This window comes from Polyangium sp. y55x31, assembly GCF_029946505.1.
Taxonomy (GTDB): Bacteria; Myxococcota_A; Polyangia; order Polyangiales; family Polyangiaceae; genus Polyangium.
In genome coordinates this window covers 307,810-323,403 of record NZ_JARZHG010000006.1, presented here as the reverse complement: position 1 = coordinate 323,403, position 15,594 = coordinate 307,810, and the positions used below count along the sequence as shown (strand labels likewise).

Sequence of the window (15,594 nt, the reverse complement as noted above, 5' to 3'; positions counted from 1 at the left end):
ATGCAAGTGTCAGCGAGATGCCGGTACGGCCGGCGGGGCCACGGGCGCGGGCGGCGCCGGCGGGCGCCCCCCGGACAAACCGATCCACGCGAGCACACCCACGAGCGTGAGGACGCCGATCGCGAGGATCACGAAGCCGATCCATCGCCGCTCGGGCGCCGCCGGCTGCATGGGCGGATGAGGCATGACGGCCTGATTCTGTCCTGTCATGGCCTGCCAGCTCTGCGGCGGCGGCGCCTGCGGATTCGGCGCGCCCCACGTCGCCATTTGTGCCTCGGGCAAACGCTGCAAGGGCGCCGTCCCCTGCGGGACCGGCATGCCGAGCGGCGCGGGCTGCGGCGATACGCCGGGCCAACTGCCCTGCGGGGCGCTCCTCGGCGGCTCGGGCTGCGAAGGCGGCGCGCCCCGCGGATACGACGGCGGCGGCCCCGGCGCCTCCTTCATCGGCGCCGGCGCGCCCGGCAGCGGATTTCCCGTGAACGCCGCGAGCGGGATCGTCTTCGCCACCTTGTGGCTCGGCGGCGGCGACGCCGACGGCGGCCCCGACATCCCCGGCCGATACACCATCGTCACCGCGAGCCCGCCCTCGTCGCCGTCCTCCGAGGACGTGTGAGGACCCGCGTTTCGTAGCCTCTCGGTGAGCGTCTCGAGCCGCGCCACGATCTCCGCGGCCGAGGCGATCCGCGCCCGTTTGTCGCGGACGATGCAACCGGCGATGATCTCGTCGAGGGTCGGATCGATCCCGGGCATGACGTCGCGGAGCCGCGGGATCGGGGCCGTGAGCACGGCGTGGATCAGATCCGGGCCGCGGCCGGCGAACGGCCGCTGTCCTGCGAAGAGCTCGAACATGAGCACGCCGTACGACCAGATGTCCGAGCGTGGATCGAGGTCGGGCGCGCCCGCGATCTGCTCGGGGCTCATGTATGCGGGGGAGCCGAGCAGGCCTCCGGGCGCGGTGAGCATCTCCTCGGCGCCCATCGGCTTGCAGAGGCCGAAATCGAGCACCTTCACGAGCTCCTCCGTGGCGCCCGGCTCGCGGTGCAGGAAGACGTTCGCGGGCTTGAGATCACGATGGATGATCCCCTGCGCGTGCGCGGCGGCGAGCGCGCGGCCGACGTCCCGCGCGATGGGCAAGGCGCGCGCGAGATCCATGCGACCGTCGCGCTTCACGTAGCCGTAGAGCGTGTCGCCCGAGAGGAGCTGCATGACGAGGAAGGGATCTTCCTCCGCGGTCTCCCCGACGTCGTAGACCTCGACCACGTTCCGGTGCGCGATCTGCCCGGCCGCGCGGGCCTCGCGCAGGAGGCGGCGGCGGAGGTTGTCCGTCGCGTTCACGATGAGCTTCACCGCGACGTGGCGGGAGGTCATCTCGTGCACGGCCTCCCAGACGACGCCCATCGCGCCCTGGCCGAGCCTACGAGCGAGGCGGTATTTGCCGCCGACCAGGTCACCGGCCTTCATGCGAGGGGGCCATCGTACCACCGCGGCGACGTCCGCCGCGAGGAATCCGTCTTCGCCACTTCGGGATCCACTCGTCTAGAGTAGGCGGCCATGCCGTCACTCATCTCTCGCGTGGGCCCGTGGGCCCTCCTCGTGTCGTTCGTCCTCGCCGCCGGCTGCCGCGACGAGCCGTCTCCCACGCCGGAGGGCCGTGCGTCCCAGGTGCCCGCGAACGAAAAGCCCGCCCCGACGACCGTGTCCTCCGCGAGCCCGAGGGCCACGGCAGCCCCGAAGCCCACGCTCGCCGCCCCGCCTCCCGCGAGCGCCGCGGCCGCGCCCTCGACGAGCGCCTCCGCGGCCGTCGTCGAGCCCCCGGCCTTGCCGCCCGATCCGCCGTTCGACTGCGACGTCGTCCTCACGCCCGAGGACATCAAGGCCGCGTGCGGCGTCGTGGTCGAGGCCGATCCGAAACAACCGACCGAGGATATCGGCGCCGAGCGCACCTGCAGCCGTCGTTGGAACAGCAAAGATGCGGGCACGCTGAGCTTGCTCGTCGTCCGCCACGGGAGCGACGCCGAGGCCAAGGACCGCTTCAAGGACATCGAGGGCGAGGTGAGCGGAATCGAGGCGATTTCGGGACTCGGCGACGTCGCGCGCCGCTACGTGAAGAAGGGCGCGGGCGGGCACCCGATCTTCAACGTCGAGGTCGTGAAGGGTCGCTTCGACGTGCAGGTCTGGAGCCCGAAAATCACGCTCGGCGACACGACGGTCGGCCCGGTGTGTGATCACGCGGGGCTCGAGAAGCTGCTCGCCAAGGCGGTCACGCGCCTGCCTTGATCGAAGTCAGCCGCCCTTGCTCTGGATCGGCTGGACGATCCCGTCCGCGCCGATGCGGATCGCCTTGATGCCGCTCACCGCATGGAGGAGCAAGATGGCCGCGTCTCCGCGCGGAAAGAGCCGCATCGCGTGCAGCTTTCCGGCTCCGTTCACGTCCTGGCTCGCCTCGTCGTAGACCACGATGTCGGGCGCGCTCAGGATCGACGCGGGCGTGGCGATCCGCGCGCGCACGCCCGCGTCCGGCGTCCGCCACACGACGAGGAGACGCTCGCCGAAGGACGCCGCGAGCACGGGGCTCTCGTCGTTCGTGGGCGGCGCTGGGCGCGACATCGGATCCCGGCCGCGGAAAAACTCGTCGAGCGCAAGGACGACCGGCTTGCACTTGTCGTTCGCGCACCACGCGCGCCGCACCTCGTGACGCGTGGTATCGCCGACCCCGCTCCGCAGGACGAGCGTCGTCTGCGCCGCGTGTTCGTCGCACGTGACGATCTCGGAGACCACGACCGCGCCCGTGGGACGCGGCAGCTCGTCGGCGCGCACGAGCGGCGATCCGCCGCGGGCATCCCGCCGCGTCATCCACACCGTTCCGCCGTTCCGTGCGAGGAGCACGAGGCCGTTCGGCGCGCGGCATGCGGCGAGGTGGACGGCGTCGTACGGGAGCGCGCCGGCGTCCTCGATCGGGCCCGGCGGACCCTTGACGGCGCCGAGCCTGCGCAGGAGCAGGTGCGGTTTGCCTGCGCGCGGCTCGATCCACGCGAGCGCGTCGCCGAGGACGAACACGCTCGAGAAACGCACGCGTGGCGGCGGATCGATCCGCACGCGATCGAGCCGCCGCGTGCCTTCGTTTCGATCGAGCCAGAGCGCATGCTCCTCGCCTCGCTCGCCGAGCTCCATCTCGACGACGCCCACGACCTCCTTCGCCGCCGAAAAACCGCCGACCACGTGGTACGGCTCGCCGAACGCTTGCCCCGTATCCGCCCGGTAAAACGTCGAACGTGCCGAGCTCCGATCCGCGATCAGCGCCGGTCCCTCGTCGTCGGCCGCGGGCCAGAGGTGTGGCCTCGGCAAGCGGGCGCGCGGCGCGAGTGGTGTGCACGTGGCCGCGCCGAGGCCCTCCGGGAACACGCACGCCGTGGGCGGCCCGCCTCGATCGCCGCGGAACACGAGGCGCAAGGTTCGTCCGGGAACGGCGTCCGCCGAGTGATCGCCGAACGCGATCCGCTCGGCGAGGTTCGGCGCGTCGAGATCCGCGGGGGATGCAGGCGCGGGCGGCAGCGGCACCTCCACCGGCCCGCCGTCCGGATCGCCGAGGCTCCAGAGCGACGGCAGCGGGAGATCCGAGCGCGTATACATGTCCCGCGCCTTTTCGATCACCCGCGCCGCGAGATCGGGCGGCGGCGCGAGCGCGGCGCGTCCCCTGCGCCGCTCGGCATCCGCGAGCGCCTCGGCGTGCGCCGCGCATCGCCCCGGCCATCCCGGGCCCGTCGTCGAGAGTCGCTCCGGCTCGGGGAGCGAAACGGCCGTGAGCAGGATCCTCCGCAGCCGCTCGTCCGGCGTCTCCTTCGCTGCGGGCGGCTCGCCGAAGAGGCAACGGAAGAGCGCGGCGCCCGAGCGTTTCGCGTCCCGGGACGCCGTGACGCGCGGCACGCCGTACCTGATCCCAGCCGCGGCCGCCGCGAGTCCGAGCACGCCGAGCGCAGCGAACACGATCCTCCGCCGCCGGTTCGTCCCGCCTTCGGGTTTTGCTTCGGCTTTGGCTTGGGTGGCTTCGCCCTCGGGTTTGTCTTCGCTCACGGCTCTCGGCCCGCCCGCGGCAGGGGGCCTTCCAGGGGCGGAGAATAGCCGCGAAACAGGACGGGATGCGAGTTCTCGTGCGCCGCGCGTGGTGGGGCCGGGCCAAAGAGGCCGCCGCCTGCGCGGGGGGCCGATGATTTCAATGGCAGTGGCGCCTTCATTGCCGATGCGCGTTCGCCATCATTGTTATGAGCCCAGCGGGGCGGCTCGCTGGCCACCGTCACGTCGGGTCGCGGAGAGAGCGCGCCGTCGAGCCGTTCTCGGGGGTCCGTCTTGACGCCCGCCCTTTTTTGGCACTAATGCTGGGGGGCAACTCCCCCACGAAATCCCCGCACCGAGAGGTCGAGCATGAACGACCCCCGCATGGATCCGTACGAGGCCGTCGCCTATGGCCGCTTCACCGCGGCGCAGATCAACACGCTCCTGCTCGGGCTCGATCTGGAGCTCGACGGGACCCTCCGGCTCATGGCCAGCCGCGTGGCCACGACGAGCGAGGCACTCGAAGCAGCCCTCCTCCGCGCGGGTGTCCCCGAGCTCTTCCTGCACCGCGCCCCCGAAGGCTCGCCCGATCCGGTGCAAGCCGCGCGCGAGACGCTGCGCAGTCTGGTCCACTCTGCCGAGCCCCTCCGCGAGGGCTACATGATCACCTCGCGTCTGCTGCAAGGAGAATCGCTCAGCACGGCCGTGCGCCGCACGCCGATGAAGCTCCTCGCGCGGCTCGAGCACGCGCGCGAGGCGATCGAGAAGATGAAGGAGACGCTGCCCGAGCACACGTCATGGCTGGCCCGCGTGGAGCAGGCGCGGGCCGCGCTCGAGGCGTTCGACGGCGAGGTGCACGCGGGCAGGGCGGAGCGGCGATCGATGACGGCGGATGTCGCCTCGTCGTGGAACGCGTGGCAGCGGGCGTACGCGTCGGCCAAACACGTCGTGCTCGGGGTGCTAGCGGGGGTCGACAAGGTGGCGTTGATCCGGGAGGTATTCGACGACCTCGCGGATGAGAGTCCGTCGCGGCTCAGTCAGCTTCCGGCGGTGCCCTCGACGTATTGACGGGGGCGGAGGCGCGCGCGGCGCGGTCGATGCGCAGACGCTCGATCGAATGGACCACGTCATCACCACCCTGAGCCGCCTCGTCTACCGCCGCGCATCCTGAACCAACAGGGCGGGCCGGCCTTCCTTCAGGCCGCCCCGCCCGTTCCGCCAGGATCACGGCCCCCATTTTGAAGAACCTCGCCCCGTTCCCTTGGGATCGCGGGTTTTCCCAGGACGAACCAATTGCGCGCCCCTCTGACGCACACGCTTGCGTTTGCGTTTGCGTTTGCGTTTACGCGTGCGCGCGCGCCTCCGCTTCCGCTCCCTCCTGGCTCCCGGAGCGCCAGGCGAGCCCTCGCCAGCCGGACAGATGCTCCTTCCCGCGATTGCGAACACCGGAGGGCTTGCCTCCCGGACCGCAGTCGAGATAACTGGGAACCCATCCACCATGCGTGCCCTTCTGCGTGCTCTGCCTCTCTTGTTTCTCGTGTCCTGTGGCCACTCCGCGACAAAAGCTCGCTTGCAACGCGTGCAGACGGCGAAGGCGGAGGCCCGCATCCCCGGCGCGCGCCAGGCACAGGAATACGCCTCCGCGGTCCACGAGGCGTACAAGGCCGGTGACTACCGCAAGCGAGCCAAGCTCGGCGTGGCCCACGCCAGTGACGCGATCACCGTGATCGATCGCGCGATTCCGACGGCCGGGGTCGACGCGCCGACGCTCGTCGCGTGGCGCGCGACGATGCTCCTCGACGCCGGCAAGCGGCAGGACGCCTACGCCGAGTACAACCGGTCGTTCGAGATGGGACCCAACGAGATCGCGGGCAAGGCGCTGGTCGAAGCGTACGGTCAGCAGAACCGGCCGGACCTCGTCGGCCCGGTGTGCGCGAAGACGGTCCCGGTGTTGCACAACGACGACGACAAGCTCGCGATGATCGCGATGTGCCGGAAGAACATGAACGCGCTGTCGCCCGAGGGCGAGATGGCGTGGATGAGCCCCGAGCTGGTCACCTGGTATCAGGACGAGAATGCGCGCCGCCTCGGTGCCCAGGTCGAAGCGAACAACGCGCGCATCGAGCGCCAGAAGCAAGAGCAGCACGTCGTGCGCGACATGGAGCAGTGCGCGGCGAACTGCAAGCGTGAAGGGCTGTACTGCCAGAACCGCTGTCGCCACGACAACGCGTGCGAGAATCGTTGCGTCGAGATCAATCACGCCTGCCTCGATCGCTGCGAATCGGAAGCCCACGACAAGCTCGGCCGGTAAGCCCCCGCGGAAGGACCCACGCGCGGCGCCATCGAGATCCCGGGCGTCAACGGGCTCGCCGCCAGCGTCCGCCGGCCGCGTCACGGCGTGTACGGCGGGACCTTGTTGATCTGCACCACCTCTTTGACCGGCGGGACTTTGTTACGGAGATGATCGAATCTCACGTTGAGCGACTGGGCGGCAAGGAAAAGGAACCAGGGGGGCTCACGATGCGCCCGGGAACCGAGCGTCCCATGACGGTGACCGGGGCGGCGGGAGCAGGCGGAAGCAGCGGGAGCGGCACACAATCGGATTTCGCTTGCCGCTCCCACTCCCACTCCCGCTGTTGAAGACAAACATACTGCGCTCTCGAATGAGCAGCCCTACCGCGGCAACTCACGGTGGCAACTCACGATTTGCTGGAGGTGCCTCTTGGAGAACGGCGGAAGGACGCGAAGGTTCTGGTGGGCTGCGGCGGGTGCAAAGCGGAGGCGGGGCGCGCTCGGCGTCTTCTGCGCTTTGGCCGGGTCGCTGCTCCTCGTGGGCAGCGGTTGCGGGCCCGAGGTCGAGATCGAGCGTCGACCCGTGAGGCACGCGGGCGGCCACTTTCAGGGGCTCGTCGTCGGATCGGAGCCCGACGGCGCGTTCGTCGTGGCGCAACACGAGCTCGCGCCGGAGGATGACGAGGTGGTCGTGGTCTCGCTCGCGGACGACGAACAGCGCACCTGCTCGCTGGGCAGGGCATTCTTTTACCACACGCCCGGGTATACCCGCGCGCCCGCCGGCGACGGCAACCCTCGCCCGGCACGGATCCTGACGCTCGAGGGAGTCGGGGCCGAAAGCGGGGACCTGCGCATCTTCGACACGTCCTGCGTCGAGCTCATGCGTGTGCCCTCGGTCGAAGCGCCGGTGGAGGCGATCGACTCGTGGAACCTGGAGGCTTATGGCGCGCGGACGACGTCCGGCGAGGTCGTGAAGATCGATCCCTGGGCCGGATCGGTGCAGACGATCGCCGCGAATGCGAGCTTCTGGAAATTCAAGGGGGACAAGTTCTGGTTGGTCGAGGGCGGGAGCCTGGTCGTGCGTGATCTCGATGGGAAAATTTTGCAAACCGCCGGCGAGGGCGTCACGGAGGTCGCTGTCTCGCTTTGGGGAGAGGAGGCGGCTTATGTGGATACGAAGGGTCTTTGGGTGATGAAGCCTGGGGACCCCGGGCCCATTGCCGTCCCCACGACGGCCGCGCCGTGCAAACCTGTCTACGCCTTCGAGAACAGCCCGCAGAGGCTCACCTATCGGGACGATTGCGCGGCCGGCGTGCTCGGGGTTCTGGATCGGGCGACGGGGGAGAGACGCGTCTTCTCCACCGCGGTCACGTACGTGTTTGCCTTCCACGACAATTCGAAGTCGCCGTGGGTTTTTTTCGAGCGCGAGGAGCCTGGGAAGGAGCGCGAGTTCTGGGCCGTCCCGGAGGCCGGCGAGCCCGTGTTCGTCGGGACGAATCCGAAGCCCGGCTGGGTCGTTGGGCCGACCAAGGACATTGTGATCAATCTCGACTACGACGGCGCGACCAGCACGCTAGGAAAATGGTCGCCGGAGGGCGGTTTTTCTCCGCTCCTCGAGGGCTTCTGGGAGCCATGGGAAGGAGTGACCGATGGCCATTTCCCCATGATCACGGACCCGCAGGAGGAGCTCGGGACGCTCGTCGTGCTCGACTCGGTGACGCTGGCCGAAGCGCTCCGGGTCCCGGGCATCCGCCGCGAGAAGCGGAGGCATTTCCAGAAGATGCGCGTCCTCCAAGAGGTCGAGTTGCACGTCCTCGACTACGTTCACGATTGGGACCACACGCTCGGCGCAGGTACCCTCACGACCTGGATCCCAGAGACCGGAGAGCAGATCGACATCGATACGGGCGTCAGCGAATCCAGCCCCGTCGTATGGCCCGAGCACGGAATCGTCTACGCCGTGCGCACGCCCGAACGCGCGGGCCTCTGGACAGCCTATCCCTATCCGGACCTCTAGCCTGCCGCCGCCCCTTTCTCGAGGGATTCGGAGCTGGCGCGGCAAATGCGCAGGGCCATGCATGGCGTCGCGTTGAACCTGGCGGACGCAAGACCTGCGCGCCTCGGCGCAAACTCCGCGTCCCGAGCCGTCACGTTCGTATGTCGGTATCGCCGAGGCTCATGACAATGGGCTACATTCCGGTTTGTCTCGAATTGGCGCGCGTGTTGCTGGAGGAGCAGCCATGGAGCAGGTAGGCGCAGGTGCCGGCGGGGCGCAAACGCGTACGCGTGGAGAGGTCGCGAAGGGCTTCGAGCAAGTGCGCGTCGAATTCGAGCGCAACTTCGCGGAGCGTGGTGAGATCGGCGCGGCTGTGTCGGCATATTGGCGCGGCAAGAAGGTGGTCGATCTGTGGGGCGGCCACCGCACGTGGGACGGCGATGCACCGTGGGAGGAGGACACGATGGTCGTCGTGTACTCCACCACGAAGGGCATCTCCGCGATGACCCTCGCGGTCGCGAACGCGCGCGGGCTCGTCGACTATGACGCGCCGATCGCTCGCTATTGGCCCGAGTTCGCGCAGTACGGCAAGGAAGGGATCACGGTCCGGCAGCTCCTCGGCCATGAGGCTGGGCTCGTGCGGCTGGACGAGGAAATGTCGATCCACCGACTGCGCGACCTCGATGGAATGGCGCGTGTGCTCGCCCGGCAGAAGCCGGCATGGGCACCCGGCACGCGGCACGGCTATCACGCGATGACGCTCGGGCTCTACATGCAGGAGCTCATTCGGCGCGTCGACCCCGCGCACCGGACGCTGGGCCGCTTCTTCCGTGAAGAGGTCGCCGCACCGCTCGGCCTCGATCTCTTCATCGGGCTGCCGCCCGAAATCCCGACGCGACGGCTCGCAACCACCATGCCTCTCTCCCTGGGCCGCGCGCTTCGCGCTCTGCCGACCGCGCCGCGCCCGCTGCTCCTTCGGATGCTCTGGCCGTGGTCACTGATGCACAAGTCGATGGTCTTCAACGATGTCGACTGGAACGACCGACGCTGCCTCGAGTTGGAGGCGCCCGCAGGCAACGGTGTCGGGACCGCACGCGCGATCGCGCGGCTCTACTCGGTATTCGCCGAGGGGGGAGCCGAGCTCGCCGTCGGCCGAGAGACCATGGCGAACATCACGGCGAAGCCGACGTTGCACCGCGCGAAAGACGTGGTGCTGGGCGTGCCGAGCTCCTACTCGCTCGGCTTCCTCCGGCCGGGACCGGACGCAATGTTCGGCTCGAGTCCGCGCGCGTTCGGCGCACCGGGCGCAGGCGGCTCGTTCGGATTCGCGGATCCGGACGCACGGCTCGGCTACGCCTACGTCATGAACAAGACGGACTTCTACCTGTTCGACGATCCGCGGGAAAAGGCGCTCCGCGACGCCATTTATCGCGCGATTGCGACGCTCGACTGAGGTAATTCACGTCGCGCCGCCGAGTACGCCCCCTTCTCCAAAAGCGGCACACTTTCGCTTGCCCAAAAAGGGGTTGGCCCGTCATGTCGGCTCGTCAGGGATCTCGGGCGAACCGGGCCAGGTGATGCCGACCTTTTGAAGCCTGCGTTGAGCGCCGCGCACGCGCTTCGGGTCGGGCGTGGGGACAAGGAGCGTATCGAGCTCGGCGGGCGTGAACTCCGTGGGGCCTTTCAGCCTCCGATCGACCACCGCGTCGATGACCGCGTGGGCGGGGGCGTCTTCTGGGCGGTCGTGGTACGTCACGATCTTCCCGGGGCGTGGACGATACGATTCACACGACAGCGGCAAGAGCCGCCCGTTGTGCAAGACGAGGCGTCCGAAGTGACGGGTCACCCGCTCGATCATGGTGTTTCGCCTAGACTCCGTGGGCCTGGGCGTCAACGCGGCTCGCCGCCTGGGTCCGCCGACCGCGTCACGGCGTGTATGCCTGCGCGTTGTTGAGCTGCAACACCTCTTTGATCGGCGGGACCTTGTTCTTGAGATGTTGGTTGAGCCTCGTCGAGATGACGGCCGCGTTCTTGTACGCGTTCGTGCCCCACGGGCAACTGCGCAGGTCTTTCTTGGGCACCACGTGGTGCACCTGCGCGCGATCAGGGTCATTTTCGGGCGTGCCTTTCGGATTTTTGAGGACGAGCTTCTCCGTGCACGTCGTCGGCTTGCAGTTCTCATCCTTGCAAGGCCACGTGAAGCCCAAAGCAGTCGAACGTGCCGGCCTCGGACATGTAACAAGCGGAGCCGAACGCGGCGATGTACTTGCTCCGCAGCGCGACGTCCGTGCTCGGGTTTCCCACGAGCGGGATGCGATAACGCATGCACGGCTCGGGCATGGGCTCCGCGCATTCAGTCGACGTGTCGGTCGGGGTTTCGGATGGAGTAGGGCACGAATCGACAGGCCCCGGATCGAGGGGCGACCCGCACGCCCCCATCATCCCTGCCGCACCGAAGCCCAACCCCAGCACGCCCAGCATTGCCGAGCGGCGTCTCGTCATTGCTTGCATGGAATATCGAGTCGCACGTTGAGCGACTGGACGGCAAGGGCAAACGGGCCAGGGGGCTCACGGTGCGCCCGGGAATCGAGCGTCCCATGACGGTGACCGGGGCGGCGGGAGCCGGCTGGACGGCCGCGGCCCAGCACACCCCTAGAAGCAACAAGCCTCACCAAGTCTCCCCTCCGCGACTCCCGCGACGACGCCGCCTCCCCAAAAATCCGCCTCTCGACACCCGCAAAGCCGTCCTCTTCGAAGCGATCCCCCCGATCGACCCCCGCGACGCCGCCGATGCGGCAACGAACCTCCCGATCGACCCCCGCGAAGCCGCCGTTTTATGAACGGAACCACGGATCGGGCCCCGCGAAGCCGCCGTTTTGGTTGCGGAGCGCCTTCGCGACCGTCGCGATCGTCCCTCCCTTTAGACCCGTCGGGCGGGCCGGTCCTCGGCTGAGACGCCTCCGAGAGCTCTCGACCCTCACGACAGCATCCCTTTTCGCTTCATCAATTGGGCGACGGTCGCGACGAACCCGAGCGGATCGATCGGCTTCGTCACGTGCGCGTCATAGCCGGCCTCGAGCGATCGGGCCTTGTCCTCGGGGCGCGCGAATGCCGTCACCGCGACGGCGGGCAGATTGCCGAGCCCGGCGGCGCGACGCGCGCGTACCTCTCGAATGAGGGCGAATCCATCCATTCCGGGCATCCCGAGATCGCTCACCATCACGTCCGGTTCGTTCTCGGGGTTCGCCAGCATTTCGAGGGCCTCGAAGGCCGAGGCCGCCGTGAGGACCTTCGCCCGGCGATCCTCCAGCAATCGCTCGACGAGCTCCCGCGCGTCCGGCTCGTCGTCCACCACGAGGACACGAATGCCCTCCAGGCTCGTCGTATCGGCGACCGGCGGGCGCGAGACGCTCGGCCAGGGGTGCGACAGCCCCTCGTGCTCGGGGCCTGGGGCGAAGGCGCGCATCGTCGGGAGGTCGACCACGAACGTCGCCCCTTTCCCGATCCCTTCGCTCTCCGCGTGCACGCTGCCGCCGTGGAGCTCGACCAGGTGTTTCACGATCGAGAGCCCGAGGCCGAGGCCGCCGTAGCGGCGCGACGTGGACGAGTCGGCTTGACGGAAACGATCGAAGAGCAGCGGGAGAAACTCGGGCGCGATTCCCTGTCCCGTATCCGACACCGTGAGCCGGAAATGCCCATTCGTCCGGGAGAGCGTGATGTCCACGTGGCCATTCGAGGGCGTGAACTTGATCGCGTTCGCGACCAGGTTCCACACGACCTGCTGCAGGCGATCCGGGTCGCCCATCACCGTCGTGTCCGTCGGCTCGTACGTCGCGCGGATCTCGATGCCCTTCACCTCGGCGGCGTGACGAACGGATTCGATCGCGGAATCGATCACGTTCGGCAGATCGATCCACTGCACGTTGAGGCGCAGCTTCCCGGAGACGATGCGGCTCACGTCGAGCAGATCCGAGATGAGCTGCAGTTGCAGGCGCGCGTTCCGCTCGATGACGGACAGACCTTTTTCGAGGTTCCCGGGCGCCTGCTGGGAGACGCGGAGCAGCTCGATCCAGCCGAGGATGGGGGTGAGCGGCGTCCGGAGCTCGTGCGACATCGTGGCCAAGAACTCGTCTTTCATTCGGTTCGCCCGCTCGGCCTCGCTCCGCGCGGCCCGCTCGCTCCCGAGGAGTGATTCGCGCTCCGCCTCCGCCGCCTCCCGCTCCGTGATGTCGCGGATCACGCCCGCGAAAAACCTCCGCTCGCCCACGAAGAACTCGCTGACGGCGAGCTCGATGGGGAACTCCGCGCCGTCCTTTCGCCGCCCGCGCACCTTGCGCCCGATTCCGATGATCTTTCGCACCCCCGTGCGCAGATAGTTCGCGAGGTACGTGTCGTGCTCGGTTTTGTAAGGCTCGGGCATCACCATCTTGACGTTGTGGCCGATGAGCTCGTCCGCGCCGTAGCCGAACATCCGCTCGGCGGCGGGGTTCATCGTCTCGATCGTGCCGCGTTCATCGATGGTGATGATCCCGTCGACGGCGGTGTCGACGATGGCCCGGAGGCGCGCCGCGGCGTCACGCGCCGCCTCGACGGCCTCTTTTCGTTCGGTCACGTCGCGCGTCAGGTTCGAGAATCCGCGGAGGGCGCCGCTCTCGTCCCGCAGGGCCGTCAAGACGACGTTCGCCCAGAATCGCGTGCCGTCCTTGCGAACGTGAATCCCCTCGTCCTCGAAGCGCCCGGTTCTCGCCGCCAGGATGAGCGCTCGCTCCGGTTTGCCCTGTTCGATGTCCTCGGCGGGGTAAAACCGGGAGAAATGCTGACCGATGACCTCCGCGGCCGTATACCCCTTGATGCGCTCGGCGCCGGCGTTCCAGCTCTCCACGCGGCCCTCGGGGTCGAGCATGTAAATCGCGTAATCGCGCACGCCCTCGACCAGCAGGCGATACCGCTCCTCGCCCTCGCGCAGCGCCCGCTCGACCTGCCGCTGCCGCATCGAGGCCGCCAGGATGTTCGCGATCGATTCGAGGAAGGTGATGTCGTCGCGGGTGAAGAGCCGCTTTCGCCGCGAGTGCGCGCCGAGCACGCCGTAAGGCCCGCCTTGCCCGCCGGTGATCGTCACGCTCATCCCGCTGACGACGCCGTGATCGAAGAGGAGCGGCGGCCCGCGAAAACGATGCTCGGTTTGCAGGTCCTCGACGAGCACGGGCCCCTTCGATTGCAGCGTGTATCCGGCCTGCGAGTCGAGGTCGGCCCCCACCGTCGCGTGCCCGACGAGGTGCGTCGCCCATCCCACGCCGGCGCGGAGGAGGAGCCGTTGCCCGCCGGGCAACAATTCGAGGACCTTGCAGAGCTCGATTTGCAGCGTCTCGGCGACGAGCTCGACCGCGCGATCCATGACGCGCTGGACGTCCTGCTCGAGGAGCGCCATGTGCCCGAGCGTGGCCACGGCCGCCTGCTGGCGCGCCCGCGCGCGCGCTTGCTCCTCGGCCCGCTTCATCCCGGTGACCTCGAGGACGACCGCGCCGACGGAGGCGACCGTTCCATCGGGCGCCTGGACCGGGAAATGCGCCGTCAGCCAATGCCTGCGCTCGCCGGGCCGCGCCGGGGTCTCCCCGCTGACTTCCAGGCCCGCGACGGGCTTGCCCGTCCGGAAGACGTCCTGCAATGCAGAGGTGACGGTGACGTGGGGCAGGATCTCGTGAATGGGGCGGCCGAGGTGGGCCTCGACGGGCAGGCCATTGCTCGCGGCGAGCCACTCGTTGATGCGGAGGAACCGACCCTGCCGGTCGAAGAAGGCAAAGCCCACCGGCGCATGCAAAAACAAAGATTCGAGCTCTGCCGTGCGCTCGTTGATGCACCGCTCGAGGGCCGCATTCCGCCGGCGGCTCACCGCGAGCGCTTGGTGCATGCATCCGCCCAGCGTGCAGAAGGCGAGGATACCCACGAGGAACAGGGTGGCGGCGAGACCTCCGAGCGGCCATAGGAGGACCACGCCGGCGATCACAGCCACGGCGATCGTCGTCACTGCGATCGCCATTCCGTACCGGGACAGAGATGCCCGAGCGGAAATGTTCGATTTCATCGATGATCCGTGTTTCCGATCCGTCATGGTGGCGTGCGACCAGCAGCACCCTGGCCCCGCCGCTCCCTGTCCTCATCGGACAGATGAATCGAATGTACGGTATCGGACGATGACAAGCACGCGGGCGAGCTATCGCGGGCACGTGGCTGGGGCCGGTGGGACGGCGTCAATGCAAGGGAGCAGGCACCCCGCCGAGCGGCAATCGCGCCACCGCCTCGTAATGGGCGCCCGCCGCGGAGAGCTCGCTCTCGTAAAGCACGAGCTCCCGCACGTTCACCTCGCCGAACGATTCTCCGGCGAGCAATCGCGCCGCCGCCCAGAGCCCCGCGTCCACGCCGCCGAACCCGGCGCGGGCCAGGGTGAGGTGCGGCGAGAAGACGCGCTCCTCCGGCACGTACCCGACCTCCGTGAGCGCCTCGGAGAGCTCTTTTTGCACGAGCCCGAGCGCCGGCACGTCGCCCTCGACCCCGATCCACAGGACCCGCGGCTTTCGCCCGCCGAAGCACCCGGCGCCCTCGAATCGCAGCGTGAGCGGCGCGTGCCGGACCGCGACGCCCTCCGCCTTCGCCACGACCGCGGGCACGAGGGATTCCGCCACCGCGCCGAGGAATACGAGCGTCAGGTGGATGCCCTCCGTGCGCACCCATCGCGCCCGCGGGGCATGCGCGCGCGCCCGGCCGACGGCCTCGGCGATGCGCGCGTGGCATTCTTCGCCGGGGTCGACGGCGAGGAAAAGGCGCCTCGTCCCGAGGGCCACGTCATTCCCCCATGGCCTTGACCACGAGGCGTTTTCTGCGCTGGCCGTCGAACTCGGCATAGAAGATCTGCTGCCAGGGGCCGAGGTCGAGCTTTCCTTTCGTGATGGGGACGATCACCTGGTGGTGGACGAGGATCGACTTGAGGTGCGCGTCGCCGTTGTCCTCGCCGGTCCGGTGGTGCTTGTAATCGGGGCCGGCCGGGGCGAGCGTTTGCAGCCACGACCAGATGTCTTCCCAGAGCCCGGGCTCGTGGTCGTTCACGAAGACGCCTGCCGTGATGTGCATCGCGCTGACGAGGACCATGCCCTCGGCGATGCCGCTGCCGGAGACGATGGTCTCGACGCGATCGGTGATGTTGACGAGCTCGCGCCGTTGCTTGGTCTCGAACCAGAGGTATTCGGTGACGGATCGCATGT

13 protein-coding genes are annotated in these 15,594 nt (G+C 68.7%); 5 read left to right on the top strand and 8 right to left on the bottom strand.

Going from position 1 to position 15,594, the window contains the following annotated elements:
• Positions 1 to 9: 9 nt before the first annotated feature.
• Positions 10 to 1,461 carry a serine/threonine-protein kinase gene (locus QHF84_RS14885; protein WP_281313948.1) on the bottom strand — a complete coding sequence of 484 codons (1,452 nt, stop codon included), beginning with the start codon at positions 1,459 to 1,461 and terminating at the stop codon, positions 10 to 12.
• 90 nt (positions 1,462 to 1,551) lie between these two features.
• Between QHF84_RS14885 and QHF84_RS14880 the strand changes: the two genes are divergently transcribed.
• Positions 1,552 to 2,277: a hypothetical protein gene (locus tag QHF84_RS14880; RefSeq protein WP_281313947.1), complete on the top strand. Its 726-nt coding sequence runs from the start codon at positions 1,552 to 1,554 to the stop codon at positions 2,275 to 2,277.
• Between the two features lie 6 nt (positions 2,278 to 2,283).
• Here QHF84_RS14880 and QHF84_RS14875 read toward each other — a convergent pair whose 3' ends face one another.
• On the bottom strand, positions 2,284 to 4,071 hold the full coding sequence (locus tag QHF84_RS14875) for a hypothetical protein (protein ID WP_281313946.1): 1,788 nt from the start codon (positions 4,069 to 4,071) through the stop codon (positions 2,284 to 2,286).
• 348 nt (positions 4,072 to 4,419) lie between these two features.
• Between QHF84_RS14875 and QHF84_RS14870 the strand changes: the two genes are divergently transcribed.
• The 4 genes from QHF84_RS14870 (at position 4,420) to QHF84_RS14855 (ending at position 9,791) form a co-directional block, all read left to right on the top strand.
• Entirely contained in the window at positions 4,420 to 5,118 is a 699-nt protein-coding gene (locus QHF84_RS14870) for a hypothetical protein (RefSeq protein ID WP_281313945.1), read from the top strand.
• Positions 5,119 to 5,398: 280 nt separating this feature from the next.
• On the top strand, positions 5,399 to 6,361 hold the full coding sequence (locus tag QHF84_RS14865) for a hypothetical protein (protein ID WP_281313944.1): 963 nt from the start codon (positions 5,399 to 5,401) through the stop codon (positions 6,359 to 6,361).
• A gap of 411 nt (positions 6,362 to 6,772) precedes the next feature.
• Entirely contained in the window at positions 6,773 to 8,359 is a 1,587-nt protein-coding gene (locus QHF84_RS14860; RefSeq protein WP_281313943.1) for a hypothetical protein, read from the top strand.
• A gap of 223 nt (positions 8,360 to 8,582) precedes the next feature.
• Positions 8,583 to 9,791: a serine hydrolase domain-containing protein gene (locus QHF84_RS14855; RefSeq protein ID WP_281313942.1), complete on the top strand. Its 1,209-nt coding sequence runs from the start codon at positions 8,583 to 8,585 to the stop codon at positions 9,789 to 9,791.
• An 81-nt stretch (positions 9,792 to 9,872) separates the two neighbouring features.
• Here the strand turns inward: QHF84_RS14855 and QHF84_RS14850 are convergent, their stop codons facing one another.
• From QHF84_RS14850 to QHF84_RS14825, 6 genes are all read right to left on the bottom strand, one after another.
• Complete coding sequence (locus tag QHF84_RS14850) at positions 9,873 to 10,196, bottom strand: hypothetical protein (RefSeq protein ID WP_281313941.1); 324 nt, start codon at positions 10,194 to 10,196, stop codon at positions 9,873 to 9,875.
• Positions 10,197 to 10,263: 67 nt separating this feature from the next.
• Positions 10,264 to 10,419: a hypothetical protein gene (locus QHF84_RS14845; RefSeq protein WP_281313940.1), complete on the bottom strand. Its 156-nt coding sequence runs from the start codon at positions 10,417 to 10,419 to the stop codon at positions 10,264 to 10,266.
• Positions 10,420 to 10,516: 97 nt separating this feature from the next.
• Positions 10,517 to 10,678: a hypothetical protein gene (locus QHF84_RS14840; RefSeq protein WP_281313939.1), complete on the bottom strand. Its 162-nt coding sequence runs from the start codon at positions 10,676 to 10,678 to the stop codon at positions 10,517 to 10,519.
• Positions 10,679 to 11,315: 637 nt separating this feature from the next.
• Complete coding sequence (locus QHF84_RS14835) at positions 11,316 to 14,420, bottom strand: PAS domain S-box protein (RefSeq protein WP_281313938.1); 3,105 nt, start codon at positions 14,418 to 14,420, stop codon at positions 11,316 to 11,318.
• Positions 14,421 to 14,586: 166 nt separating this feature from the next.
• Complete coding sequence (thpR, locus tag QHF84_RS14830; protein WP_281313937.1) at positions 14,587 to 15,177, bottom strand: RNA 2',3'-cyclic phosphodiesterase; 591 nt, start codon at positions 15,175 to 15,177, stop codon at positions 14,587 to 14,589.
• Between the two features lies 1 nt (position 15,178).
• The gene (locus QHF84_RS14825) at positions 15,179 to 15,592 is read right to left on the bottom strand and encodes a secondary thiamine-phosphate synthase enzyme YjbQ (protein ID WP_271925842.1); all 414 of its coding nucleotides are present in this window, start codon (positions 15,590 to 15,592) and stop codon (positions 15,179 to 15,181) included.
• Positions 15,593 to 15,594: the final 2 nt, after the last annotated feature.